The organism is Gordonia sp. SL306, from assembly GCF_026625785.1.
In the GTDB taxonomy this organism is placed as follows: Bacteria; Actinomycetota; Actinomycetes; order Mycobacteriales; family Mycobacteriaceae; genus Gordonia.
Genome location: NZ_CP113063.1, coordinates 737567 through 763720 on the forward strand (window position 1 = coordinate 737567; position 26154 = coordinate 763720).

The following is a 26154-nucleotide window of genomic DNA, read 5'->3' on the forward strand; positions in this document are numbered from 1 at the left end:
GGAGGATGACCGCCATGGGTACAGAGATCATCGATTCACGGAAGATCGAGCGCGCGGTCGGCGAGGTACTCGACGCCGCGGTCTCGGGCTCACCCCGCGTGCCCGGTGTGGTCGCAGGCGTCACCACCGACACGGAACTCCTGACGCTGTCCGCGGCGGGCCTGCGCGCCGGCGACGGCACCGATCCGATGACCGCCGACAGTGTCTTCGCCCTGTTCTCCACCACCAAGGCGATCACCGCGACCGTCACACTGCAACTCGTCGAGCGTGGTCTGCTCGATCTCGATGCACCGGCCGCGGAGTATGCTCCGCGGTTGCGCGACGTCCAGGTGCTCGAGGGCTTCGCCGACGACGGCAGCCTCCGCCTCCGCTCACCGAAATCCGACGTGACGACACGTCAATTACTCACCCACACAGCCGGTTTCGGATATGACTTCTTCAACGAGAACTATCGTCGGCTGACGCGTGACCACGGCGTCCCAGGTGTCATCAGCGCCACGATGGAGTCACTGTCCACTCCGCTGCTCTTTGATCCCGGCACACGGTGGGAGTACGGCAGCAGCATGGACTGGGCCGGACTCGTCGTCGAGGGCGTCACCGGCCACCGACTGGGCGAAGTGATGTCCGAGCACGTCTTCAGCCCCCTTGGCATGTCCGACACGTCGTTCACCCTCGCCGACGACCTGGCCCGACGACGTGCCGTCCTGCACCACCGGGCGCCGGACGGTTCGCTGTCCCCCAATCACAAGTGGAAGATGCCCGACGACCCCGAGGTGCACATGGGCGGGCAGGGCCTCTACTCGACCGCACGCGATTATCTTGCGTTCATCCGGATGTGGCTCAATGACGGCCTCTCCGACTCGGGCGAGCAGATCTTGCGGCCCGAGACGATCGCCGATGCCTCACGCAACCACCTCGGCGACCTCACAGTGACCACCCTGCCCGGCGTGATCCCCGCACTGTCCCACGATGTGGACTTCTTTCCAGGAATCCCCAAATCCTGGGGGCTCAGCTTCCTGATCAACGACGAGGACGCACCCACGGGCCGGCCCGCGGGATCGCTCGCCTGGGCCGGGCTGGCGAATCTGTACTACTGGATCGATCGTCGCACCAAGATCGGCGGATTCTGGGCGACCCAGATCTTCCCGTTCGTCGATCCGACCGCCCTCGACGGCTATCTCGACTTCGAGCGGGCCGTCTACCGCTCACTCGTCTGAGGCCGCACCGCTCCGGATCCCAACCCCGCCCACGGGCGCACCCACTCGCCGATCGGGCACAGAACCTCGCCGATCGGGCACAGAATCTCAGCGACCGTGCCCAGAACGTCGCCGATCGTGCGAGGAGGCTTCGCCTGGGCGGCCATCGCATCTCGCAGGGCCGACCACGCGGTCGCCCGGCGTGAACTCCAGTGCGCGAAAGATGAATCCTATGCCCGATCGGTGAGATTCTGTGGCAACGGTTTACGCCATTCCTTGACGTTGATACCGATCCGGTCGTGCCGCGAACCCGACCATGCGACATCGAGTCCGTGCCTGCGGAGGGTCCCGACTATCTGCTCACCGAGCAACGTCTCGGTGCGCTCGTACGCGACGTGTTCGGCATCGGTGTCGCCGGCCGACATCGCGTCGAGCAGTGCATCCGGCAGGGTGGGATGCGGACGAAAGGCGCTGTAGCCCAGGTAGAGGACCGCGTCGTCGTCCGCGAGCCGTTCGGCGTCCTGTTCGTGGAAGAAGACATAAGCCCATTCGCGGAACTTGTACCAGTCGTCGCGGTCGGGATCCGGGGTGCGTTCGCTGTCGATCTCCTGCGTGGCGCACCGACTGCAGCACGAGAAGTTCATCCGCGCCAGCACCCCGTCCGCGTCGAGGTCGTCGAAGGCTGCGAGGAGACGCGCATAGTCACCGGTGTCGGTCCACTGCCGTTGCGCTTGCGCCCGATCGTCCCACAGCCGGCGGACCTCGCCGACGGCGTCGTCGGGCGACTCACCGGCGTCCTCGGCCCAGTCCCGCGCGTCCGCCTCGATCTCGACGAGCCCGGTGAACCCCGGGATCAACCGAGACCTGACGAGATCACGCAGATCGGCGAGGTGCGCTCCCTGCATATGACTGCTCCATCCAACGGGTCTGATTGGCCATTGGACGCCGCCACCGACCGAATGGTTCCGGCGATGGCGGCGGTTCGTCTGTTCGGACGACACCGCGTAATCTCTCCGACGTGCGCTTCTCCGAGGAACGTGCGGCGCTCGCCGCCGCTGCCCAGCGACTTGCCCGCGCGGGGATGACCCACGGCACCGGCGGAAATCTCTCGGTCCGCGTGGACGATCATGTCCTCCTGACCCCGTCGGGCTGCCGGCTCGCCGATGTCACGCCCGAGCAGATGGTCGCCGTCGACCTCGACGGAACGGTCGTGGAGGACACGCCCTTTCAGCCGACATCCGAGCTACGCATCCACCTCGACGTCTATCAGCACACGTCGGCGGCCGCAGTGGTCCACGCACACCCGATCGCGTCGATCGCCGCTGCCAACGTCGTCGACGAGCTGCCCGTGGTGCACTACACGGCCGCCCTGATCGGGGGTGCAATCCGGGTTGCGCCGTATGCCGTGTTCGGCAGCAGCGCACTCGGCGACGCCGTGGCCGCGGCCCTGACCGGGCGCACGGCCGCCCTGATGCGCAACCACGGTTCGGTCGCATACGGCGACGACCTCGACTCGGCTTGCGACCGAATCGAACTCGTGGACTGGCTGGCCGAGCTCTACCTGCGTTCCGCGGCGATCGCACCGCCCGCGACCCTCACCCACGACGACATCGTCGACGTCGTGGTCACCGCGACACGACGGCAGTATTCACCGTTCCCCGGGAGGAACCCATGAGAGTGGCCACGTTCGGAGCACACGTCCTCGACGTGCTCGCACAGCCTGTGGACGAGATCCCCGGCGGTCAGGGCGCTGCCCTCGTGCAGAACATCCGGATGTCACCGGCTGGACCGGCAGGCGGGACCGCGGTCACCCTCGCCAAGCTAGGCGTCGAGGTCTACACGGTGGGCGCGATCGGCCGCGACGACGCCGGCGACCTGCTGACCACGATGCTCGATCGCAACGGTGTGAACACCGACCATCTCGTCACCGTCGACCAACCGACATCGATGAGCATGTTGCCGATCCGCAGCAACGGCGACCGACCGGCACTGCACCTGCCCGGCGCCAATCTCGCCTACCCACTCGGCAGCGCCCCGCTCGAGCTCCTCACCGGGATGGACCACGTCCACATCGGTGCACCAGAACTCCTCAACCCGCCCGAACTCGCTCCTCTGCTCGCAGACCTCCGCAGCACCGGTACCACCATTTCCGCGGACATCCTCGCCGACGGCGATCCCGGTCTATTCGCCTGGATCGAACCTGTTCTGCCACAACTCGATTACCTCCTCCCCAACGACGACCAGGTCCGCGGATTCACCGGCGAGTCCGACCTGATCGCCGCGTGCCGACGCCTCATCGACCGTGGCGTCAGCTGCGTGGCGGCCACCGCAGGCGCCGACGGAGCCCACGTGGTGACCGCCGACGACGCCGAGCACGCCCACGCCCGGGATGTGACCGTCGTCGACACCAGCGGTTGCGGCGATTCCTTCTCGGCGGGCTTTCTCGCCGCCCGAGGACACGATCTGGGACTCCTCGCCGCCGCGGAGATCGGCTGTGCGGTGGCCGGGATCGTCGCGACCGGACTGGGCAGCGACCACGGCGACTTCACCTGGGCGTCGATCGCGGGCTGACGCGTCGATCGATCGCATGACCCCCAGAAATCTGGGCCGAGAAATCCCCTGATGATCGGGATGGGAATCGTCTTGCGCACGAGCCAGTCTCGAAGGCGTGAACACATCCACTCCCACCACCGTGCGGATCAACCCGTCGACGTGGAACGTGCCGTTTCGCTTCGATCACGCCCAGCTGCGCCCGGCGCCACGCGAAATGCTGACCATCGCGGGTCAGGCCTCCGTCGACGACGACGGGCGTGTTCTCCACGAAGGTGATGTCGCAGCGCAACTCTCACTCGCCGTCCACCATGTCGAGGAGATCCTGGCACGCGCCGGCATGACGCTCGCCGACGCTTTCTCACTGACCATCTACACCACCGACATCGCGGCAACCCTGGCCGCCTACGAGGCGCTCACCGAGCGCCTCGACGCGCACGACGCGACGCCGCCCGCCGCACTCGTCGGCGTCACCGCCCTCGCCCTCCCCGGTCTCGCGGTCGAGATCACCGCACAGGCCGGCCGCTGAACCTCCCCGGCGAGGTTGGTCTCGATACGCCCCTCGCCTGGCGGCTCGCGGCTACTCGACCAGCGGAAAACCTCGCCCACTGATCTACCACATTCCGCTGATCGAGTCGGCAGCGAGCGCAGCGAGCCGCCGTATCGAGATCACCTCCACACCCCCTTCACGCCCTTTCACAACCAGGAGAATCCATGTCCCTCACCACCCCCGACGCCGCCACGGTGACCGGCCCCGTCCTCACCCCCACCGATCCCGGATACGCCGACGAACTGGCCGGCTTCAACCTCGCCTGCGTCCAGACGCCAGACATCGTCGTCGGCGCCACGTCGGCCGACGACGTCGCGGCGGCGGTCCGCCATGCCCGCGGCCACGGTCTACGAGTCGGCGTTCGCGCCACCGGCCACGGCCCGGTCATCGAAGGCGACGGACACCTCACCATCACCACCTCCCGGATGACCGAGGTCAGCGTCGACCCGGTCGCGAAGACGGCGCGAGTCGGTGCGGGCGCCCGGTGGCGCGACCTGGTCGCCGCCACCGCACCTCATGGACTCACCGGTCTCGTCGGGTCGTCGTCGTCGGTCGGTGTCGTCGGGTACACACTCGGTGGCGGACTCAGTCCCCTCGGACGGCAATTCGGCTATGCCGCCGACCTCGTCCGCAGCATCGAGGTGGTGACCGCCGACGGCATCATCCGCACGGTCGACGCCGGCGCCGGGTCCGATCTGTTCTGGGCGCTGCTCGGCGGCCGGGACGGCTGCGGGATCGTGACGTCGATCGAGTTCGACCTGATCGGCCTCACCACGATCTATGGCGGCGGCATCTTCTTCGCCGGCGCCGCGGCCGAACAGGTCCTGCACGCCTGGCGGCGATGGGCACCGACCCTTCCGGTGGAGGCGGGAACCTCGGTGGCCATCCTGCGCCTGCCGCCGGACCCCACGCTCCCACCGCCGCTGCAGGGGCAGATCGCGGTGCACGTGCGGTTCACCTACACCGGAGATCCCGCGGTCGGTGCGCCGTTGCTCGCCCCGATGACGACCGCCGGACCGGTGCTGCTGGCCAACGTCGACGTGATGCCGGTGGCCGCATTGGATGCCGTGCACATGGATCCCCCGGGCCCGATGCCCAGCATCGAACGTGGCAGCGCATTACGGGAACTCCCGGCCGAGGCCGTCGATGCGGTCCTCGAAGTGGCGGGACCAACGGTCGCGAGTCCACTCGCCATCGTCGAACTCCGCCTGCTGGGTGGGAAACTGACTGCACCACAGGGTGTTCCCAATTCCGTCACCGCGCGGTCGGCGGCTTACAGCATCCTCGCCATCGCGGTCCCGGCAGGCCCTGCCGCGGAACTGGCCGGCCCGCATGTCGGCGCGGTGAACGATGCGGTCGCACCGTGGGCCGACGGAGCGCTCCCCAACTTCGCCGGCCGGACACCGGTCGCGGACTTGCCCGCACTGTGGTCACCGGACGATCGTGACCGTCTGTCGGCCATCCGCGAGCGCCACGATCCGAACGGGATGTTCCGCCGGGCCGTGTGACCCCCGAATGTCTGCTCCACAAATCTGGGATGGACATCTGACCTGCGACGACGGAAACTGATGACCATGGCCACAGCAGCCTTGACCGCCGAGCGCGTACGCCGCGACATCGACGTGCTGGCCCATGCGGGTCTCGGGGTGAGCGACTTCATCGGCGAGGCCATCGAGTCGCTCACCCGTGCGGTCCCGCACGCCGCGGCGTGCGCGGCCACCGTCGACCCGAACTCGTTGATCCTGACGAGCGTTCGCAAGTACGGATCGTTGGTCGGTCGCAACACCCACGACGACGAGTTCGGGCTGATGGAGTACGGCCAGGCCGAGGACTCGTCGTTCCGCGAGCTTGCACTCGCCCATGTCGACGCGGTCGGTGTGGACGAACTCACCGGCGGTGACAACCGACGTTCGCCCCGGATGGCCGAATTCATGACGCCGCACTTCGACTTCCGGGATGAGGCGCGGCTGATCCTGCGCGACGGCGCGCAGGTCTGGGGCGCCATCGCATTCTTCCGGGAGGCCGGCGAGTCGCCGTTCGACACCGGCGAGATCGACTATCTCGACACCTTGTCGCAGACCATGGCACGCGGCGTCCGGACCGGGCTGCTCACCACGATCGTCGCCGAACCCCAGGTCACCTCGACCGGACCGTGTGTCCTCATCGTCGACAGCACCAACCAGATGATCCAGATGAGTGCGGGTGCCGAAGAGCGCCTCGACGACCTGCTGACCGGAAAGAACAGCGGCGCAGCGAGTTCGGTGATCACCTCGCTGGTGGGCGCGGCCCGGCGTTACGGTCGCGGCGAGACCGACGTCCCGCCCCGATTACGCGTCCGGGCGGCTTCCGGCATGTGGCTGGTGGTGCACGCGTCGCCGCTCTCGAACGCCGAGGGACGAGTCGGCGAGGTGGTGGTGACGATCGAGGAGGCGCGGCCCCCGGAGATCGTGCCGATGGTGGTCGCCGCCTTCGGGCTGACCGCCCGTGAACGCGACGTCACCCAGATGGTGCTCCAGGGCGTGGCGACCAAGGACATCGCGACCACGCTGCACGTGTCCGCCTACACGGTCCAGGACCACCTCAAGTCGATCTTCGACAAGGCCGGTGTCCGGAGTCGGCGCGAACTCATCGCACGTGTCTACTTCGACCAATATGCCCCGCGGATGAACGACCCGTTACTGCCGTCGGGGTCGTTCGACGTCGCCGGCGGGTAGCGTCTACCTGACCATCCGTACCGCAAGGTCGCCGTAGGCGTGGCCCAGGGCCTCGGGGTCACGATGCGTCCGCGATGGAAACCAGCGACAGACATCGACGCACAGGGAGGACAGAGCCAACACCGCATCGTCGGCCGCGGCGACGGTGAACTCCCCCGACGCCACGCCCCTGCTCACGATGGCGCCGATCACGTCGGACGTGTCACGACGGATCGCGGTGATCTCGCGATAGTGCTCGTGGGTCAATCCGTGCAATTCGTACTGCACGACTTTCGCGAGCTGATGGTGCTCCGCCTGCCACCGCGCGAATTCCCGCACGACCGCACGTAACCGCTGGTCGTCTGGCGCCGACTCGTCGTCGACGGCGCGCAGTGCCGCCAGCACGCCGCGGTGGCCCTGGACCGCGATCGCGTAGAGCAATTCCTCTTTCGATCGATAGTGCGGATACATCGCCGCGGCGCTCATGTTCAACCGCTTCGCGATCTGCCGCGTGGAGGTCCCGCCGTATCCGACCTCGGCGAAGGACGCGATCGCCGCCTGGCGGATCCGTTCCGCAGCCACCGAGTCGCCGGCACGCGTCACGGCCATCTCCCACCTCGCTCCCGACCACAGCCTTGTTGACCAGATCGCACTGTACGGTGCATCATAAGCGAGCGCTTAGAAATGAGCGAGCGCTTAGTTGCCGAAGGAGTCCCATGGCCGCCCCGATCTCCCGTCGCGATCTCGAGTTCCTGCTCTACGAGTGGCTCGACGTCGAGAAGCTGACCAGCCGCGATCACTTCCGGGAACACTCCCGGGAGACCTTCGACGCGGTACTCGAACTCAGCGAGGACCTGGCGACCAAGCGTTTCGCCCCGGCCAACAAGCTCGGCGACCAGAACGAGCCGTACGTCGGCGACGACGGCAAGGTCGTGTTGCCCGACGAGATCTCCTCGGGCATCGCCGAGTTCGTCAAGGCCGGCCTGATGGCGAGTTCGTACGACGAATCGCTGGGCGGCATGCAGCTCCCCACCGTGATCAGTCGGGCCTCGAGCGCATGGTTCCAGGCCGCCAACGCGGCGATGTCGTCGTACACATTCCTCACCGTCGGCAACGCGAATCTGCTCGCCGAGTACGGCACCCCCGAGCAGCTCGACACCTGGGTCCGCCCCATGGTCGAGGGCCGGTTCTTCGGCACGATGTGCCTCTCGGAACCGCAGGCAGGTTCGTCGCTGGCCGACATCACCACCAAGGCCGAGCCGATGTCCGACGGCACGTACCGGATCACCGGCACCAAGATGTGGATCTCGGCCGGCGACCACGAACTCTCCGAGAACATCGTGCACCTCGTGCTCGCGAAGGCACCAGGAGGCGGGCCCGGCGTCAAGGGCATCTCCTTGTTCATCGTGCCCAAATACCTGGCGGACGGCACCCGCAACGACGTTGCCCTCGTCGGCCTCAACCACAAGATGGGCAACCGGGCTACCACCAACACCCTGCTGAACTTCGGTGACGGCACGCACTCGCCGACGTCGGAGACAGGTGCTGTCGGCTACCTCGTCGGCGAGGAACACCGTGGCCTGAGCTACATGTTCCACATGATGAACGAGGCACGGATCGGGGTCGGATTCCTGGCCACGTCATTGGGATACGCGGGGTATCTCGCATCGCTCGAGTACGCGAAGGTCCGCACGCAGGGCCGTCTGGTCGACCAGAAGGACCTGTCGAGCAAACCCGTGCCGATCATCGAACACGCCGACGTCAAGCGGATGCTGCTTGCCCAGAAGTCCTATGTGGAGGGCGCTCTCGCGCTCGGCCTGTACTGCAGCAAACTGGTCGACGAGCAGTCCACCAGCAGTGGCGACGAGCAGGCTCGGGCGGGTCTGCTCCTCGACGTGCTCACCCCGATCGCGAAGAGCTGGCCGTCGCAGTGGTGCCTGGAGGCCAACAGCCTGGCCATCCAGGTGCACGGCGGCTACGGCTACACAAAGGAATTCGACGTCGAGCAGTACTACCGCGACAACCGGTTGAACCCGATTCACGAGGGCACCCACGGCATTCACGGGCTCGACCTGCTCGGCCGGAAGGTGGTCATGCAGGGCGGCGCGGGCCTCACCCTGCTCGCCGAGACGATCGGCGCGACCATCGATCGCGCAGCCTCCGGCGAAGCCACCGCGGAGTACGCCACCGACCTCCGGAAAGCTGTCGACCAGCTGGTCACCACCACGGCACAGGCGTGGTCGGCCGGCGATCCGGCGCTGTCGCTCGCCAATGCCACCGCGTATCTGGAGGCGGCCGGACACATCGTCGTGGCCTGGGTGTGGCTCGAGCAGCTCCTCGCGGCCGCTGACCGGACGGGCGACTTCTACGACGGCAAACGTGCTGCCGCCCAGTACTTCTTCCGTTACGAGCTGCCGAAGACGGCTGCGCAGCTGTCGCTGGTCGCCGCGCTCGACCGCACCACCCTGGACACCGACCCGGTCTGGTTCTGACCGGCCGCCGCACCGACCCTAGGAGTCACCAGATGTCACTGTTGGACATGTTCGACCTGACCGACAAGGTCGTCGTCGTCACGGGCGCGTCGTCGGGTCTCGGGGTGTCGTTCGCCACCGGGTTCGCCGAGGCAGGAGCCGACATCGTGCTCGCCGCCCGGCGGGCCGAGCGCCTCGCCGACACCGCCGCCAAAGTGGAGGCCCTGGGCCGCAGAGCGCTGTGCGTGCCAGCCGACGTCGCCGATCCCGACCAGTGCCAGGCCGTCATCGATGCGGCGATGGAAACCTTCGGCCGGGTGGACGTCCTGATCAACAACGCCGGTGTGGGTACCGCCGTCCCGGCAACCCGCGAGACCCCCGATCAGTTCCGCTCTGTTGTCGATGTCAACCTCAACGGTTCGTACTGGATGGCCCAGGCATGCGGTCGGGTCATGCAACCCGGCAGCGCGGTCGTCAACATCTCCAGTGTCCTGGGCATCACCACCGCCGGACTGCCGCAGGCCGCATACGCGGCCAGCAAGGCAGGCGTCATCGGACTCACGCGCGATCTGGCCCAGCAATGGGCGTCGCGCAAGGGAATCCGGGTCAACGCGATCGCGCCGGGATTCTTCGAGAGCGAGATGACCGACACCTACCACGACGGCTATCTGGAGTCCCAGTTGCCGCGCGTTCTCCTCGGCCGGATGGGACGGGGCGAGGAACTCGCGGCCACGGCCGTGTGGCTGGCCTCGCCTGCTTCGGGTTACGTGACCGGGCAGACCATCGCGGTCGACGGTGGCGTCACCATCACCTAGAGACCGGAATATACGGGGGCACAATGCGTTACGTTGCTGTCGGGGACAGTTTCACCGAAGGCGTCGGCGACGAGCCGGACGGCGTCCATCCTCGTGGGTGGGCCGACCTGGTCGCGGAAGGCCTCGCGGCCGAGCACGGCGGAGTCGAGTACGCCAACCTCGCGATCCGTGGACGCCTCCTGGGACCCATCGCCACCGAGCAGATCGATGCGGCACTCGCATTGGATCCGCTGCCCACGCTGCTCACCTTCAACGGCGGCGGCAACGACATGCTGCGCCCCGGCAGCGATCTCGCCGGGCTGATCGAACTCACGCGCGCAGCAGTGCGCCGGTGCACCGCGGCCGGAATCGAGGTCGTCTTGCTCGCCGGTGCGGATCCGTCGTCGGGACTGCCGTTCGGGGAGAAGATCCGTGGCCGCGGCGAATACCTGACCACCGAGATCGCCACCCTGGCGACCGACGAGGATCTGACCTTCGTCGACATGTTCCACGACAGCGAGATCCGGCGTCCGGCCTATTGGTCCGACGATCGACTCCACCTCAATCCGATCGGACACCAGCGGGTTGCGGCACACGTCCTGCGTGCCCTCGGCGTACACACCATTGCGACACCCGACCGGCCGAACGCACCGATCAGCGGCTACCGATGGACCGAGGATCTGCGTTTCACGCGTAGCCATCTGGCCCCGTGGGTCATCCGGCGACTCCGGGGCCGGTCGTCGGGCGACGATCGGGAGGCGAAGCACCCGATGTGGACGTCCGTCGAACCACGAGGCGCATCGCGGTAGTCGCGGCAACTCCGACGCCGACGTCGTCACTGTCACCGGGGGGCGGAAACGATCTGCAGTACATCGGTTTCATGCTCGCCGCCGCGTGGCGAGAGCATGCGCCGGCATCACCGATCGCGACCTTGGTCGCCGGAATGGTCAGCGACCCCGTTCCGGCTCCGACGAGCGCAGACGTCGAGCGCACCGCCGATGGCCTCGTCCTGGTGGTCGACGAGGTGCGCACACGCGCCCCACGAGCACGGATCGTTCTCGTCGACTATCTGACCGCCATCAGTGACCGCACCGTCGCGGGACGCGACGTCCCTTTTCCCGCAGCGGATCTGACACAGGCCCGGCGCATTCAGGCAGCCTTGCGCGAAGCGCACCTGGTAGCCGCAGACCGATCTGGCGCCGAACTGCTTTCCGCGTCTTCGTTGAGCGAAACCCATGCGCTCGGCGACCCTGCGCCCTGGGTCTTCGGGTTCTTCACCGATCTCGACCGGATCGGCGCTTCCTTCCATCCCAACGCCGAGGGAATGGCGGCGGTCGCGGAGGGCCTGCGCGAGTTGCTCGGCTGATCCCTCGAGCCCGGCCGATATTGTCGGTGCGCCGCGATATCGTGGAGGGTTTGCGTGAGGCCAGAATCAACGAGTTTCTTTGCGGCACTGAAGAATCCCTTGACTCGAACACATGTTCGAGTCATACTGGATTACATGGGGGACATCAGCTCGGCCATCCAGTTCACGCGTGAGGTCACCGTCGCCGATGCGGTGACGGGGCGGCAGGTGTTCGACGCCACGAAGGCGTTGATGGAACTGCGCAATATCGTCGATCACCTGTTGGCGGTGCATGCCGCTGCGTTGGATCGATTGGGGGTGGCACGGCAGTCCGGCGGCAAGACGCGGACTCTGTTGATCGAGATGGGTGCCGCGCCCGGGGTCGCCGCGCGCTGGATGCGGATCGGAGCCGCGCTGGAGTCGTTGCAGCGCCTACCCGGCTACGCCGCGGATGGCGTGTTCTCTGGTGAGCATGTCGATGCGATCGTGCAGGGTCTTGTCCACATCGCCAGTCGGGCGGCCGACGGGCTCTGCGATGAAGAGCGCCTCGAGCATGAACGCGCATTGATTGCCCAAGCCCTCTCCGGAGCCACGCCGAAAGAAATCGAGAAGATCGCACGTGGGCTCGGTAACCAGGTCGCCGCCGAAACCGGCGGACTCCCCGCGGGCGAGGATCGACGGATCAACGAGTTCGCAGTTGTCCCCACCTCCGACGGGCGAGTCGCCGTGAAGGGCGATCTCGATGTCGTGATCGGTGAGAAGTTGACCGCCGCCATCGACTCACTCACCCAGGCGCGCCCCGAACCCGACGGCTCCCCCGACGCCCGCAGTCCGGGCGCGCAACGCGCCGATGCGCTCGAACAGATCCTCGACGCCGCCACGTCGGCGAACACCCCGTTCATGACCGCACCGAAGACACACATCAACCTGACCATCCCGGTCGGCACCCCCGACCTGGCGTCGCTGCCATGGCTCGGCCCGGTATCGCAGGCGACGGCAAAGATGTTGGCGTGCGATGCCGGCATCACCGAGATCATCATCGACGGCAACCGCGCACCCCTGGACATGGGCTACGAACAACGCCTGTTCACATCCCACCAACGCAAAGCCATCATCGCCCGCGACCAATGCTGCATCAAATGCGGGGCACCAGCCTCCTGGGCACACGTGCACCACATGGTCCATTGGCAGGACGGCGGCCCCACCGACCTCGACAACGGCTGCCTGCTCTGCCCGTCCTGCCACGCCCAGGTTCACGCCCACGGCTGGGACATCACCCTCGGCATCGACCGCCACCCCTGGCTCATCCCACCGAGCACCATTGACCCACACCGAAAACCATTGCCCGCCCACAACCGACGCACCATGCACCTCGACAACATCGCCGCCTGAGGACGCGAAACGCTTCCTCACCTCGTCCGTCGGCCACTCGACCAACGGACCGGGACAGATACGCACTCCAGCGCAGCACATTTCAGGTAAGCACCTTCACCGCGCACCCGACCACCCGACGGGACCGCGCACGACCATTGACAACTCCATAGCGTGGGGGGCCTCGCCCCGGCGGCCGCAGCCAGGGTCGTATCGAGATCGTCGCACCGACTGTCGAATAGACTCGGCCGAGATGGAACCGACACCGCCGTTGCTGCTTCGCGAACCCGTCCACCAGGTGGATCCACGCGCTGTCACCATGTGGCGGATGACGCCACTGCTGACGGGTATCCCGGTCCTTGCCGCGGCCGTCGTCGTCGCAGCACTCGCCGATCCGGCGCGCTGGGCAGCACTGGCCGTCGCGGTGGTCGCCGTGGTGGTCACGGCGTTCTTCGTGATGGTGGTGCCGGGATGGCGGTATCGCTTTCACCGGTGGGAGATCAGCGACGACGCCGTCTACACCCAGTCCGGCTGGTTCGTGCGCAGCCGCGTGATCATCCCGATCGCTCGCATCCAGGTTGTCGACACCGCGGCCGGGCCCATCGAACAATTGCTGAACCTGGCGACTCTCACGGTCACCACCGCGTCGTCGGCAGGAACGATCCGGATCGTCGGGCTCGATGCCTCCGCCGCGCGGAACGCCGCCGCAGATCTCACCGCTCGCACCCAGGCCCACACCGATGACGCGACCTGACAATCCACCCGCCGAGATCTTCCGCGACGACGGCCCGGCGGTCTGGCATCGACTGTCCCCGTGGATGATCGCGGTCAGGCCGATCGAGCAGCTGCCGCAGCTCATCCCGCTGGTCATAGCGATCATCTTCGCCGGCCGCGGCGCGCTGGACATCAGCATCATCCTCACCCTGATCGCGGTCCCGCTGATCACGATCGTGCCCTGGCTGATGACCCGCTACCAGGTGACCGACGAGCATGTGCGGGTTCGGAGCGGCCTGATCACGCGCAAGGTCGCGACTGCGCGACGAGATCGCATACGCAGCGTCGACCTCACCGCGTCGGTACCGCATCGGGTGCTGGGCCTCAAGAAGGTCCGGATCGGCACGGGGGGCGACAAGGAGTCGTCGGTGGTGGAACTCAACGCCATCCCTGCCACGGAGGCCGACACGTTGTACCGCCACCTGATGGCGACCGTGGCGCGGACCGCACGCCCGTCGGGTCTCACCGAAGACGGACCGTCACAACGGTCCGTGCCACCGGAACAACTGTCCCGACTCCAACTCTCGTGGTTGCGTTTCGCGCCGTTCTCGTTGACGGGTTTCGCCGCGGCCGCCGCCGCGGGTGGTCTGGCGGCACAGTTCGCCAACGAAGCGGGCCTGTTCGAGCAAGGTGCCACCGCCGCCGAAGACGCCATCAACCGCATCCGTGACATCCCCGTCCCTCTCGTGGTGACCGTGTCGGTGATCGTCGTGATCGCTGTGGGGGCGCTGCTGTCCTTCGGCGGCTACGTACTCGCGTACTGGAACTTCTCGCTGGTCCGAAACCACCGGGACGGGACACTCCTCATCCGCCGTGGCCTCCTCACCACCAATGCAAGCAGCCTCGACGAGAACCGTGTACGCGGCGTGCACCTGCACGAGCCGGTACTCATGCGCGCGGTCCGCGGTGCCCGGCTCAACGCGATCGCCACCGGGTCGTCCAAGAACCCATTGCTTCTGCCACCTGCGCCGTTCGACGAGGCCGTCCGGGTGGGTCAGCTCGTCGCACACGACGGCGACGAGCTCACCTCGCCCTTGAACCGGCATGGGCGCGGCGCGCTGACCCGGCGCCTGACCCGCGGATTCTGGGGTGGCCTGCTGTTCGCAATCGTCGTGGTGGTCGCGGTGATCGGACCGCTGACCTGGCCATGGCTGATTCTTGCCGCGGTCGTTGCCGTGGCGTCGTCGGCGCTCGGCGTCCTTCGGTACCGAAATCTTGGCGTCCGCGTCACCCCGACTGCGGTCGTGATCGCCCCGCCGCGTGTCGCACGGCACCGCTACGTCGTCAGCCGCGAGGGAGTTGTCGGGTGGGCGTCCTCGGCATCGTTCTTCCAGCGACGTCGAGGCGTGGAAACAACGGTCGTCGCCACCGCTGCCGGGGCCGAAGCCTATGCCGCTGTGGATCTCGACCCTGCCGCCGCAGCCGAGCTGATGACGACGGTCTCACCACACCTGTTGGCGCCCTTCGTCGTGTCCCGATGACGAACCACGTCGGGTGATCACCCGGGTCGACGTCGTCGCATAGTGAGACGATTGACCAACTTTTCTGAGACTTTTCGTCGAATCAGTCCCAACCCCGGGCAAAAGAGTGGTAAACCTCACAATCAGTCAGTGCTGACTGATTTGAAGGGACGGGGACATGGACGACGACCACTACGACTGCTCCCGACGGTCGGTGCTGAAGGGCGCGGCCGCCGCGGCCGTGCTGGCCGGGACCGCCGTCGCGCTTCCGAACGTGAAAGTACCTTCGGCGCAGTCAGTTCCACGAACCGCGACCAGACGGCCGCGCGAGGTCGCGATCTTCGGCGGCGGAATGTCTGGGCTGGCCACCGCCCACGAACTCGTCGAACGAGGCTTTCGGGTCACCGTCTACGAGCCCGCCTTCCTCGGCGGCAAGGCGCGCAGCCACGACGTCCCGGGCACCGCTCGCGGCGGTCGCCTCCCACTCCCGGGAGAGCATGGCTTCCGGTTCTTCCCGGGGTGCTACCAACACGTCACCGAGTCGATGGAGCGCATCCCGCTCGCCGGCGGCGGCAACGTCAAGGACCGGCACCTCATCAACGTCGAGACCGCGGTCATCGCGTTCGACGAAGCCGGGTACGCACCCACCACCGCTCCGGCCTCGATCATGGGCTTCGTCGACCACGCATCCTCGATCGTCGAACTGGACAACCTCCGCAACGCGCTGACCACCGGCCTGAAGTTCGTCGTCGACGTGCCGCCGCAGGAACTCGCCTACTTCGTCACACGCGAGCTCATCATCGCGACGAGTTGCCAGGAACGACGACTCGGTCAGTGGGAGAAGCAATCCTGGATTCAGTTCGTCAAGGCGAAGGGGAAATCGCCCGCCTACCAACGCTATCTGGCCGGGGCCCTCACCCGTGCCCTCGTGGCGGCCAAATCGCAGACCGCGTCGGCGCGGACGATCGGGCAGATCGGCCTGGCGCTGGCCACCTCCGCGACCGGCCTGCTCAGCCAGTACGACGCCGGCCTCGTCCATGGGGGCGTTGATCGAATCCTCAACGCCCCCACCACCCATGCGTGGATCGACCCCTGGGTCGCGCACCTCCGACGACTCGGGGTGAATTTCGTGATGGGCGAGGGCGTTTCCGACTTCCAGATCTCCCGTAGGCACATCACGGGTGCGCGCCTGCGGTCCGGTGCCTCGGTCTCCGCCGACTGGTACGTCGCCGCGATGCCGCTCGACCGCCTCCGGACGCTGCTCACGCCGGCGCTGCTGAATGCCGACCCCTCCCTCGCCGGAGTCCCCCACCTCGAGGACGACTGGATGGTCGGCATACAGTACTTTCTCTCCCGGCGCTCGGACCTGCCGCCCAGCCACATCGCCGCGCTCGGCACCCCATGGGCCCTGACCGGGCTGTTCCAGGCACGCCCCTGGGGGGTCGACTTCGCCAAGACCTACGGGGACGGGCGGATCCGCGACTGTCTCTCCATCGACATCTCCGACTGGGAGAAGCCGGGAATCGTGTACGGCAAACCCGCCAAGCAGTGCACGAAACGCGAGATCGCCCGCGAGGTGTGGGCGCAGATGAGCCGGGCGATGAACTCCGGCGGCAGACGAATCCTCCGCGGCGAGGAGATCGTCACCTGGTCGCTCGATCCCGGTGTCACGTGGTCGCCCCAGATCGCCAACGCGACACCCTTGATGGTCAACACCGCCGGGTCCTATCAACACCGGCCCAACGCGTACACGACGATCCCGAACCTCTTCATCGGTGGCGATCATGTCCGCACCAACATCGACCTCGCCACGATGGAAGGCGCCAACGAGTCGGGCCGCCGGGCCGCCAACGCCATCCTGGCAGCGGCGAACAGTCCGGCTCGGCCCGCGCCGGTCCTCCCCCTGTGGGAGCTGCCGATGCTCGACCCGATCAAGGCCGAGGACCGCAAACGGTATCGAGCTGGCCTACCCCACTTCCTCGACGTCTGATCAGTCTCCTGCAGGGCGGATAGGATCAGCGAGTGGACCGATCGGAGTTCGACGCGACACCGCAGGGTGCGGGACCAGCGACACCGGGAACGGGCACACAGCAGCGCGGCGACCGCACGCGCACCCGCATTCTCGATGCCGCGATCCGAGTTCTCGTCGACCGCGGATACGCCGGGGCGAGCACGCTGGCGATCCAGGCGGAGGCCGGAGTGAGCCGCGGCCGCCTCCTTCATCACTACCCGTCGCGTGACAAACTGCTGATGGCTGCGGTCGACCATCTGGCCCGAACACGCATCGAGGCGATGCCCGCGCAGGTCGACTGGCCGCAGGATCCGGTCCAGCGGATCGGTCCGGCGATCGACCTGGGTTGGACCACATTTCACCAGCCGTACTTCGTCGCCTCGATGGAACTGTGGACCGCGGCCCGCACCAACGTGGTGCTGCGCGATGCGCTGTTGCCCACCGAACGCCGGCTCGGCCCCACCGTCCGGCAGGCCGTCGCAGGGTTTCTCGGACCCGAATTGACCTCGCGCCCACGATATCCCGAGTTGTACCCACTCTTGCTCTCCAGCATGCGTGGGGTTGCCGCGACTTACCTGATCGATCGGCGCGATCCGACCACCGATCCACACCTGGACCTGTGGAAGGCGATGACAGCCACTTACCTGCTGTGAGTCCTGCTGTGAGTCCTGCCGTCGGTCAGGCGCCCCGCACCTCGAGATGGTCCCGCAGTCGGTCGACGAACTCGGCTTGGGCCGGATTGAGCTTGCTCCGGGCGGTGTCGGGGGTGACCCACTCGGCGCGGTCGATCTCCGGGAAACTCTGGATATGCCCCGACCGCGGCGGCCACTGCATCTCGAAGGTGTTGCTCACGACCGTGGTCGTGTCCAGGTCACCCTCGACGGCGAACCCGGTCACCACCTTCCCGCTCGCCAGCGTGACGTCTCCGAGGTCGAGGACCGGTCCGTCGGGTGCCGGTGTGCCGATCTCCTCGGCGAACTCGCGTCGTGCCGCGTCGAGAGGTGACTCGTCCGGTTCGTAGAGTCCCTTCGGAAGTGACCAGGCGCCGTTGTCCTTCTTCGCCCACAGAGGACCACCCGGATGGGCGATCAGCACCTCGAGCGAGGGCCCGGCTCCCCGATACAGCAGCAATCCCGCACTCCGTCGTCTCGACTCCTTCGCCATGACCCCATTGTGTCGTCTGTGGTCACTGTTCCGGACCGGCGAGGCCGACGGCCGGTTCTCGACGCGTGGGACCTGACGTCATACGAGCTGTTCACTCACCCTTTCGCCCAGTTGCTGGCGCCGTAGAAGTCGACGATGACAGCAGGTTCGTCACCGACCACCCAGGCGTCGTGTCCGGACGGCAGCGAGGTGAGCTGGCCGGCCGTCGCGTCGAACTCGGTGCCGTCGGCCATCACGATGTGGAGGGTGCCCGACACGTGATATTGGAAGTGCGGTGCCTCGCAGAGGTCGGTCCCGGCAATCGGTTTGACGTCGTTCGACCAGCGCCAGCCGGGCTGCAGCGTCATTCGGCCGATGTCGTCTCCACCGACCGTGAGCACTTCCATGGCTCCGTGCTCGAATGTGCGGACCTCGTCGGCGTCGGCGAAGTCCCGGTGTTCGGTCTTCTGATGTGTCGTGGTCATGATTCCTCCGGTGTGGTCACGCCGTCGTCGGCTCAGACCGACATGGTGGGCTCCCGCAGGTGTGGGAACGTATTCGACGCTAGGTCTGCGACCTTGCGGTTTCCTTGCGACGAGCGAAGGATCAGTTCATGACCGGCGGCGAGTCTGCCGAGGTGGCTGTCGAGTTCCGGCTCTTCGGTCGTTTCGTGGCGCTCACCCACGGCCGCGAGGTGCCACCGGCGGATTTCGGTGGCCGTAAGGTGCGTCAACTCGTCCGCATCCTGCTGACCCGTCGCGGGGGCCATGTCAGCACCGATGCGCTCGCCGAGATGCTCTGGCCTGCACGTATGCCCCGTGACCCGGCGGCCAACCTGGCTGTTCTGGTGACCCGCGCCCGGCGGGCGGTCGGTGCGCGTGACCTCATCGTTTCGGGTGACGCCGGATATCGGAGCGGCCTGACCGAACAGCGTTGCCGGGTCGACACCCACGACTTCGTGTCGTTGGTGACGGCTTCACGGACGGCCGACAACGCCCCCGCACTCGGCGCCTGTCGCAGTGCGCTGGCCCTCTGGACCGGCGACCCGCTGTGCGAGGACCAATGCGCCATGTGGGCGATCGAGTATCGAGACCTGTTGTCGCAGTATCGTATCGAGGCCCTGGAGCGCGGCATCGGACTGTGTCTCGAACGGTTCGACACCACGCAGGCGATCGAGTGGGCATCGTCGGCGATGAGCGTCGCGCCACTGCGGGAACGGTCGGTGGTCCTTGCGATGAGATCGTTCGCCGCTCACGGCGACCGCTGCCGGGCGCTCGACCTCTACGACCATTTCCGGCATGAACTCTCCGCAGAACTGGGCGTCGACCCCTCACCCTCGGCCGTCGAGACCTTCGATGGGCTGCTGAGATCGGCGGGGCCCGAGGAACCGCAGTGGGGCTACTTGCGGCGGCCACAGGACACCACGCGGGCACCGTTCTCACGCAGCACGCCGTGAAGTCCGCCTTGTCGGCTTATCGTGGATGTATGTCCGACAGCCCACGTCACGACCACGACCCGGCCGACGCCCTGACCGACGACGATCCCGACATGCCGCACGAATACGAGCACGACTCGGCCTTCGCATTCGGCGACGCGACACCGATCGGTGAGACCGACCGGATCGCACGGGAGAAAGCCATCTACGAGGCGGCGCGGCACGGCAACGACCTCAATCGCGGACATGCCCTCGGCGGCTCCGACGGGACCACCGAGGGCCAGTAGACGTGGAGGTTCTCAGCAGCCGGGTCCTGCTGCGCACGCCGGACCCGCAACGATTGCAGCACTTCTACCGGCACCGCCTGAAGCTCGCCGTCGCGCGCGAGTACCCGGGTGGTGTGGTGTTCCACGCCGGCAATGGACTCATCGAGGTGCCCGGACACATGAGTGATGACGTCGGCGACGGCGGTGGGGCCGATGCCGCACTGTGGCTGCAGGTCCGCGATGTCGAGGCGGCCGAGCGCGAATTACGCGCCGCGGATGTGACCATCGTCCGGGAAGCACGTACCGAGCCGTGGGGCCTGATCGAGATGCACATCGCCGATCCCGACGAGCGGACCATCATCGTCGTCGAGATCCCGGAGGACCACCCTCTGCGGCGTGATACCCGGTGACCGGCCGACGCCCCGCCGCTCGAGGGCCCGCGACGTGCGGCCGCGGCCGTCATCGGTCATGACAAACTGGAGCGCATGAGTATCTGGAGCGCACCCGTCGTGACCTCGCCGGTGGTCGCAACCGTCGAGTTGCCCGGCTCCAAGTCGATCACCAATCGGGCCTTCGTCCTTGCGGCGTTGGCCGACGGCCCGTCGACCGTTCGCGGCGCGCTGCGTAGTCGGGACACCAACCTGATGCTGAACGGACTCAGCGGGCTCGGGGTCGGGGTGCAGGTCGACCACGACGACGAGACCACGGTCGCCATCGAGCCCCGGCCCATGCACGGCGCCGACGTCTACTGCGGTCTCGCCGGGACCGTGATGCGGTTCCTGCCACCGGTCGCGGCGTTCGCCGACGGCGTCGTCTCCTTCGACGGAGACGAGCAGGCACGCACTCGTCCACTCGCCACGATCCTCGACGGGCTACGCGGTCTCGGTGTCGAGATCGTCGGCGACCGCCTGCCGTTCACGGTCACCGCCGGAGGTGCGGCACGCGGAGGCGAGATCACCATCGACGCATCCGCGTCGTCGCAGTTCGTGTCGGGTCTCCTGTTGTCGGCGGCGCGTTTCGACGACGGCGTCACGATCCGGCACGTCGGTCCGCCGGTGCCGTCGATGCCGCACATCGACATGACCCTCGAGATGCTGAGCACGGCCGGCGTCGGCGTCGAACGCCCCGGCCCAGACGAATGGCGGGTGGCACCGGGGTCCATCCGCGCGGTCGACTGGGAGATCGAGCCGGACCTCTCGAACGCGGCGGCGTTCCTGGCCGCAGCAGCCGTCACCCATGGCGCCGTCACCGTGCCGAGATGGCCCGCGACCACCACGCAGCCGGGTGTGCAGATCGTCGATATCCTGGCCGAGATGGGTTGTGCCATCGAATGTTCCGAGGGATCACTCACCGTCCGGGGCCCGGAGAAGCTCACCGGGGTCAGCATCGACCTGCGCGACGTCGGCGAACTGACGCCCACGGTCGCCGCTCTGTGCGCCCTGGCCGATGGAGAGTCGGTGCTGTCGGGGATCGGCCACTTGCGCGGCCACGAAACCGACCGCCTCGCCGCGTTGTCGACCGAGATCAATCGGCTCGGCGGTGACTGCACCGAGACCGACGACGGTCTGCGGATCAGTCCGACGACGATGCACGGCGCGGTCTGGAAGTCCTATGCCGACCACCGCATGGCCACCGCCGGTGCGCTCATCGGGCTCGTGGTGCAGGGGGTCACCGTCGACGACGTGGAGACCACCGCCAAGACCTTGCCCGACTTTCCGGGTATGTGGCAGAACATGATCGGGCACGTGTGACGTGACGCGCCGCGCCTCGAGCTACGACGAATCCGACGTCCGGATTCGTCCTGGCAAGGGCACCCGGCCCCGCACCAAGACGCGGCCGAGTCACGATGACGCCGAAGACGCGATGGTGGTGTCGGTGGACCGGGGCCGGTGGGGTTGCGTGATCGGCGGTGATCCGGACCGCCACGTGGTGGCGATGCGGGCACGCGAGCTCGGTCGCACACCCGTCGTCGTCGGCGATCAGGTGGCGATCGTCGGTGACCTCACCGGACGCGCGGATACGTTGGCGCGCATCGTGAAGGTCGCCGAGCGGAGCACTGTGCTGCGGCGGACCGCCGACGACACCGACCCCTATGAGCGCATCGTCGTGGCGAACGCGGATCAACTTCTGATCGTGACCGCACTGGCCGATCCGCCACCGCGCACCGGGTTCGTCGAGCGCGCGCTCGCCGCGGCATTCGTCGGCGGACTGATGCCGATCCTGTGTCTGACCAAATCCGATCTCGCCGACCCCGCCGAGTTCACCCGCGCATTCGCCGATCTCGACCTTCCCATCGTCCTCGCCGGGCAGGCCGATCCACTCGATGCGGTGTCGGACATCCTCGCCGGACGCATCACCGCACTCATCGGACACTCCGGGGTTGGCAAGTCGACTTTGGTCAATCGGCTTGTACCCCATGCAGATCGGGCAACCGGAGTGGTCTCCGGTGTCGGCAAGGGCCGGCACACGTCCACCCAGTCGGTGGCGCTGCCGCTGCCCGCCCGGACCGACCCGCAGGGTTGGGTGGTCGACACCCCGGGTATCCGGTCGTTCGGGCTCGCCCACGTGACCCCCGACGACATCGTCGCTGCCTTCGACGACCTGCGCGACGCGATCGAAGACTGCCCGCGGGGCTGCACGCACCTCGGCCCGCCGGCCGATCCGGAATGCGCGCTCGACCAATTGGAGGGCAACTCCCATCGGCGCGCGATGGCGGTGCGAGCACTACTCGTCGCGGTCACCGACGCCCCCGCACCCGACGCCGTTCGGATGCACGACCCATCCTGACCTCCCGATCCCGTCGATCGTGCGCAGAATTTCATCGATCGTGCACGTCCGCGCACGATCGGCGAAGGGAAGCGCACGATCGACGCAGAACAGGGCACGATCGGCGCGAAAGTGTGCCCGATCGGCAGGTGGGTCAGCGGTCGACGACGGTGGTCTCGAAGAAATAGCGATCAGCGCGGTAGGCGTGGCGCCCGACCTCGACGACCCGCCCGGCATCGTCGAATGCCGTGCGCTGCATGGTCAGCAACGGCGCACCGACCTCGTCGCCGAGGAGAGCGGCCTCGTCCGCATCGGCCGCCTTGGCCCCGATCCGCTGCCGGGCGAGGCGGATGTGCACGCCACGTCCGCGCAGCCCCTTGTAGAGGCCGCTTTTCTCGAGCTCACCGGCAGGCGGGCAGATGTCGGCCGGCAGGTGATTGGTCATCAGCGCCAACGGGTCTCCCCCGGCACTGCGCAACCTCTTGACCGTGACCGCCTCCGCGCCAACCGCCATCCCGAGTTCGGTACGCAGGTCGTCGTCGGGCACCCCGATCCGGTACTCAAGCAGTTGTGTCGTGGGATGCATTCCCGCCGTGGTCAGGTCGTCGTACAGACTGGTCAACTCCACCGACCGGTGGACCGGGTTCTGCACCACCTGGGTTCCGACACCACGCTTGCGGACGACCACGCCCTTGTCGACCAATTCCTGGATCGCCTGCCGGATCGTGGGGCGGGACAATTTGAGTCGACTCGCCATGTCGAGTTCGTTCTCCAGCCGATCACCGGGCGTGAGGTCACCTCCCACGATCGCGGCCTCGATGGCCTGCGCGAGCTGATGGTAGAGCGGAACCGGGGTCGACCGATCGAGTTCCACCGGGATGGGCGTGATCACCTCGACACATTAACACCAGTGACATGGACATTAATATGTCTTGACAAGAATCGGTCGGTGAAGGTCAGTCGGGCAGATTGTGCGGGGTGATGACCTGGATACCGGACACCCGCGGCGGTTGATCGCCGGGCAGTGCACCGTGGAACCGCATCACCGACTGCGCCACCTGGCGCATATCCGCGCGTAGGTCGTGGTGCAAGACCGCGGTCAGATGCCCGCTGCGCAGCAATGCCCGATTGGCGTCACCGAGGTCGTGTCCGATGAACGCCTCGCAGGTCCGGTCGGCAGCACCGAACGCCGCGACGATGCCCCGGTTGCCGCCGCCGATCGAGTAGACCGCTCCTATGTCCGGGAAGTCGCGCAGGGTGCGGGCGGTGAGCGTCCCGCAGGTCGCGTCGAGACCGTCGGAATCCGACACCTCGACGACCCGACGCCCGGGATCATAGGCACGCATGGCCGACCGGAATCCCATCTCGCGTTCCTCCTCCCCGCGGAACATCGCACTGCTGGTGATCACCAGCACGTCTGCGTGGACATGACGCAGCCATTGACACATCAGATATCCCGCAGTGGCACCGGCGGCGCGGTTGTCCATCCCGACATAGGCGATCCGCGTGCTCATGGGCACATCGGTCACCAGCGTGATCACCGGTACACGGGCGGCGGTGAGCCTACCGATCGCCGCCGCGACCTCGGGGGTGTCCGGCGCCTTCAGCACCACCGCATGACTACCCTGCCGGCCGATCGCGTCGAGCTGAGCGATGAGGTCGTCGGTCGCCCAGGTCTCCCGGAGGTGATAGCGCGCCCGCATCACCGCCGGCCGCAGACCCGGGAACTCCTGTTCCATCGCCTCCCGGACCAATCCGGAGAACTGGCGCGGGGTCTCCATCACGAGGTCGATCAGGAACCTGCGTCCGGACAGTCGCAGCTGGGTGCGCTGACGATCGAGGTCGGTGATGGCCTGCTCCACCTGCAGCACCGTTCCCTCACGCACGCCGGACCGCCCGTGCAGGACGCGGTCGACGGTGGCCTCGCTGACCCCCGCCTGCCTGGCGATCTCCCGGATCGGATAACGATGTGGCACGGAACACTCCTGAGGGATTCTTGATGGAAATCTGCCCTTGTCCGGACAATAAGATCTTGCCATTCTGGTCAAGTGATCACGGCGGAATCGCCGAGGGCCCGATCTCGCACCACCGACCTTCATCCCGAGAGGAGCGCACGCACATGACACTGCGCAGCGCCGACCCCATCACTGCGGTACCCCGCGCCGACCGCATCACCGAATCCGGATGCAACCTCGACGACTTCGTCGCGCTCACCCGACGCACCACCACTCTCGCCGACTATCCGCATGCCACCAGCACCGAACGCGGCGTGCTGTTCTACGACTCGGCAACGGTGACCGCGGCCACCGGTGAAGCCCGCGAGGTACTCGCCGACGAACTGGCCGACGCACTGCTCAACGGCCCCGGCATCGTGGTGTTCGCCGGCGCCTTCGACGACCGGCACGGTCTGGCCGAGACCACCGCACTCTTTCAGGACATCATCGCCGACCAGAACGACGCCGGAGTGTCCAACGGCGACCACTTCGCCAAACCCGGCGCCAACGATCGCGTCTGGAATGCCCTACAGAAATTCGCCGAGCGCGACCCCGAACTGTTCACCCGCTACTACAGCAACAGTGTCCTCGCCCTGATCAGCGAGGCCTGGCTGGGCCCGTGGTATCAGGTGACCTCCTCGGTCAACGTGGTCAACCCAGGTGGCGCGGCGCAGAACCCGCACCGCGACTATCACCTGGGTTTCATGTCGACCGACACTGCCGCCAGCTTCCGCGCGCACGTCCATCGGCTGTCCCCAGCCCTCACACTGCAGGGCGCTATCGCGCATGTCGACATGCCGATCGAATCGGGGCCGACGATGTACCTCCCGTACTCGCAGACCTACGCGGCCGGCTATCTCGCGTTCAACCTGCCCGAGTTCCGCGAGTACTTCGCCAACAACTACGTCCAGCTGCCGTTGTCCGCCGGTGATGCGGTGTTCTTCAACCCGGCATTGTTCCACGCCGCCGGGCACAACACCTCGGCCGACATCAAGCGCATGGCCAACTTGCTGCAGGTGTCCTCGGCGTTCGGTCGGGCAATGGATGCCGTCGACCGCTCGGCGATGCTCCGGTGGATCTATCCCGCGCTGCAGCAGCGCGCCGCCGCCGGTGACGCCCGCGGCGTGGCGAACGCAATCGCGGCCAGCGCCGAGGGTTACGCATTCCCCAGCAACCTCGACCTCGACCAGCCACTCACCGGACTGACCGGAGAATCGCAGGCGCAGTTGGTCGCTCGCGCTCTCGCCGACGGTTTCGACGCCGCTCGATTCGACCAGGAACTGTCCGCGCTCGACGCGCGGCACATTCCGTGACCCGCACCCGCCACGAGAAGGA

27 protein-coding genes are annotated in these 26154 nt (G+C 67.2%); 21 read left to right on the top strand and 6 right to left on the bottom strand.

The window, feature by feature from the left end; genetic code table 11:
• Nucleotides 1–14: 14 nt before the first annotated feature.
• Nucleotides 15–1217, top strand: coding sequence for a serine hydrolase domain-containing protein (locus OVA31_RS03555; RefSeq protein ID WP_267629732.1), 1203 nt, complete (start codon nt 15–17; stop codon nt 1215–1217).
• Nucleotides 1218–1426: 209 nt separating this feature from the next.
• Here OVA31_RS03555 and OVA31_RS03560 read toward each other — a convergent pair whose 3' ends face one another.
• Complete coding sequence (locus OVA31_RS03560) at nt 1427–2101, bottom strand: DUF6891 domain-containing protein (protein WP_267629733.1); 675 nt, start codon at nt 2099–2101, stop codon at nt 1427–1429.
• A 113-nt stretch (nt 2102–2214) separates the two neighbouring features.
• On the opposite strand from OVA31_RS03560, the gene OVA31_RS03565 reads away from it, so the two are divergent.
• The 5 genes from OVA31_RS03565 (at nt 2215) to OVA31_RS03585 (ending at nt 7010) form a co-directional block, all read left to right on the top strand.
• A complete protein-coding gene (locus tag OVA31_RS03565) occupies nt 2215–2871 on the top strand; it encodes a class II aldolase/adducin family protein (RefSeq protein ID WP_267629734.1) in 657 nt (218 codons plus the stop codon).
• The gene (locus OVA31_RS03570; protein ID WP_267629735.1) at nt 2868–3767 is read left to right on the top strand and encodes a carbohydrate kinase family protein; all 900 of its coding nucleotides are present in this window, start codon (nt 2868–2870) and stop codon (nt 3765–3767) included. Before OVA31_RS03565 ends, OVA31_RS03570 begins: the two co-directional genes overlap by 4 nt.
• Before the next feature lie 97 nt (nt 3768–3864).
• The gene (locus tag OVA31_RS03575) at nt 3865–4275 is read left to right on the top strand and encodes a RidA family protein (protein WP_267629736.1); all 411 of its coding nucleotides are present in this window, start codon (nt 3865–3867) and stop codon (nt 4273–4275) included.
• A gap of 185 nt (nt 4276–4460) precedes the next feature.
• Entirely contained in the window at nt 4461–5804 is a 1344-nt protein-coding gene (locus OVA31_RS03580; RefSeq protein WP_267629737.1) for an FAD-binding oxidoreductase, read from the top strand.
• Nucleotides 5805–5870: 66 nt separating this feature from the next.
• A complete protein-coding gene (locus tag OVA31_RS03585) occupies nt 5871–7010 on the top strand; it encodes a helix-turn-helix transcriptional regulator (RefSeq protein ID WP_267629738.1) in 1140 nt (379 codons plus the stop codon).
• Nucleotides 7011–7013: 3 nt separating this feature from the next.
• On the opposite strand, the gene OVA31_RS03590 is transcribed toward OVA31_RS03585, so the two are convergent.
• A complete protein-coding gene (locus OVA31_RS03590; RefSeq protein WP_267629739.1) occupies nt 7014–7598 on the bottom strand; it encodes a TetR/AcrR family transcriptional regulator in 585 nt (194 codons plus the stop codon).
• Between the two features lie 107 nt (nt 7599–7705).
• Here OVA31_RS03590 and OVA31_RS03595 point away from each other — a divergent pair, with 107 nt between their 5' ends.
• The 9 genes from OVA31_RS03595 (at nt 7706) to OVA31_RS03635 (ending at nt 17868) form a co-directional block, all read left to right on the top strand.
• Nucleotides 7706–9481 (top strand): acyl-CoA dehydrogenase, encoded by a 1776-nt coding sequence (locus OVA31_RS03595; protein ID WP_267629740.1) that lies wholly within the window; start codon nt 7706–7708, stop codon nt 9479–9481.
• Nucleotides 9482–9513: 32 nt separating this feature from the next.
• Nucleotides 9514–10275, top strand: coding sequence for an SDR family NAD(P)-dependent oxidoreductase (locus tag OVA31_RS03600; protein WP_267629741.1), 762 nt, complete (start codon nt 9514–9516; stop codon nt 10273–10275).
• Nucleotides 10276–10298: 23 nt separating this feature from the next.
• Nucleotides 10299–11063 (top strand): SGNH/GDSL hydrolase family protein, encoded by a 765-nt coding sequence (locus OVA31_RS03605; protein ID WP_267629742.1) that lies wholly within the window; start codon nt 10299–10301, stop codon nt 11061–11063.
• A gap of 71 nt (nt 11064–11134) precedes the next feature.
• Nucleotides 11135–11620, top strand: a complete 486-nt coding sequence (locus OVA31_RS03610) for a GDSL-type esterase/lipase family protein (protein ID WP_324290179.1) — start codon at nt 11135–11137, stop codon at nt 11618–11620.
• A 135-nt stretch (nt 11621–11755) separates the two neighbouring features.
• The gene (locus OVA31_RS03615; RefSeq protein WP_267629744.1) at nt 11756–12991 is read left to right on the top strand and encodes an HNH endonuclease; all 1236 of its coding nucleotides are present in this window, start codon (nt 11756–11758) and stop codon (nt 12989–12991) included.
• Nucleotides 12992–13223: 232 nt separating this feature from the next.
• Nucleotides 13224–13724: a PH domain-containing protein gene (locus OVA31_RS03620; protein WP_267629745.1), complete on the top strand. Its 501-nt coding sequence runs from the start codon at nt 13224–13226 to the stop codon at nt 13722–13724.
• Nucleotides 13711–15225 carry a PH domain-containing protein gene (locus tag OVA31_RS03625; RefSeq protein ID WP_267629746.1) on the top strand — a complete coding sequence of 505 codons (1515 nt, stop codon included), beginning with the start codon at nt 13711–13713 and terminating at the stop codon, nt 15223–15225. The genes OVA31_RS03620 and OVA31_RS03625 overlap by 14 nt, the downstream gene beginning before the upstream one ends.
• 157 nt (nt 15226–15382) lie before the next feature.
• The gene (locus OVA31_RS03630; protein ID WP_267629747.1) at nt 15383–17194 is read left to right on the top strand and encodes a hydroxysqualene dehydroxylase; all 1812 of its coding nucleotides are present in this window, start codon (nt 15383–15385) and stop codon (nt 17192–17194) included.
• Between the two features lie 32 nt (nt 17195–17226).
• Nucleotides 17227–17868, top strand: coding sequence for a TetR/AcrR family transcriptional regulator (locus OVA31_RS03635; RefSeq protein WP_267629748.1), 642 nt, complete (start codon nt 17227–17229; stop codon nt 17866–17868).
• A 25-nt stretch (nt 17869–17893) separates the two neighbouring features.
• Here the strand turns inward: OVA31_RS03635 and OVA31_RS03640 are convergent, their stop codons facing one another.
• Both OVA31_RS03640 and OVA31_RS03645 read right to left on the bottom strand, forming a co-directional pair.
• Complete coding sequence (locus OVA31_RS03640) at nt 17894–18379, bottom strand: NUDIX domain-containing protein (RefSeq protein WP_267629749.1); 486 nt, start codon at nt 18377–18379, stop codon at nt 17894–17896.
• A 95-nt stretch (nt 18380–18474) separates the two neighbouring features.
• Nucleotides 18475–18843, bottom strand: a complete 369-nt coding sequence (locus tag OVA31_RS03645; RefSeq protein ID WP_267629750.1) for a cupin domain-containing protein — start codon at nt 18841–18843, stop codon at nt 18475–18477.
• Nucleotides 18844–18971: 128 nt separating this feature from the next.
• Between OVA31_RS03645 and OVA31_RS03650 the strand changes: the two genes are divergently transcribed.
• From OVA31_RS03650 to rsgA, 5 genes are all read left to right on the top strand, one after another.
• Entirely contained in the window at nt 18972–19814 is an 843-nt protein-coding gene (locus OVA31_RS03650; protein ID WP_267629751.1) for an AfsR/SARP family transcriptional regulator, read from the top strand.
• Nucleotides 19815–19843: 29 nt separating this feature from the next.
• Nucleotides 19844–20080 (top strand): hypothetical protein, encoded by a 237-nt coding sequence (locus tag OVA31_RS03655; RefSeq protein WP_164308796.1) that lies wholly within the window; start codon nt 19844–19846, stop codon nt 20078–20080.
• 2 nt (nt 20081–20082) lie between these two features.
• Nucleotides 20083–20469, top strand: coding sequence for a VOC family protein (locus tag OVA31_RS03660; RefSeq protein WP_267629752.1), 387 nt, complete (start codon nt 20083–20085; stop codon nt 20467–20469).
• A 75-nt stretch (nt 20470–20544) separates the two neighbouring features.
• Nucleotides 20545–21810 (top strand): 3-phosphoshikimate 1-carboxyvinyltransferase, encoded by a 1266-nt coding sequence (gene aroA / locus OVA31_RS03665; protein ID WP_267629753.1) that lies wholly within the window; start codon nt 20545–20547, stop codon nt 21808–21810.
• Between the two features lies 1 nt (nt 21811).
• Nucleotides 21812–22846, top strand: a complete 1035-nt coding sequence (rsgA, locus tag OVA31_RS03670; protein ID WP_267629754.1) for a ribosome small subunit-dependent GTPase A — start codon at nt 21812–21814, stop codon at nt 22844–22846.
• A 133-nt stretch (nt 22847–22979) separates the two neighbouring features.
• On the opposite strand, the gene OVA31_RS03675 is transcribed toward rsgA, so the two are convergent.
• Both OVA31_RS03675 and OVA31_RS03680 read right to left on the bottom strand, forming a co-directional pair.
• On the bottom strand, nt 22980–23717 hold the full coding sequence (locus OVA31_RS03675) for a GntR family transcriptional regulator (protein WP_267629755.1): 738 nt from the start codon (nt 23715–23717) through the stop codon (nt 22980–22982).
• A 64-nt stretch (nt 23718–23781) separates the two neighbouring features.
• A complete protein-coding gene (locus OVA31_RS03680; RefSeq protein ID WP_267629756.1) occupies nt 23782–24801 on the bottom strand; it encodes a LacI family DNA-binding transcriptional regulator in 1020 nt (339 codons plus the stop codon).
• Between the two features lie 143 nt (nt 24802–24944).
• On the opposite strand from OVA31_RS03680, the gene OVA31_RS03685 reads away from it, so the two are divergent.
• The gene (locus tag OVA31_RS03685) at nt 24945–26132 is read left to right on the top strand and encodes a phytanoyl-CoA dioxygenase family protein (protein WP_267629757.1); all 1188 of its coding nucleotides are present in this window, start codon (nt 24945–24947) and stop codon (nt 26130–26132) included.
• Nucleotides 26133–26154 lie beyond the last annotated feature (22 nt).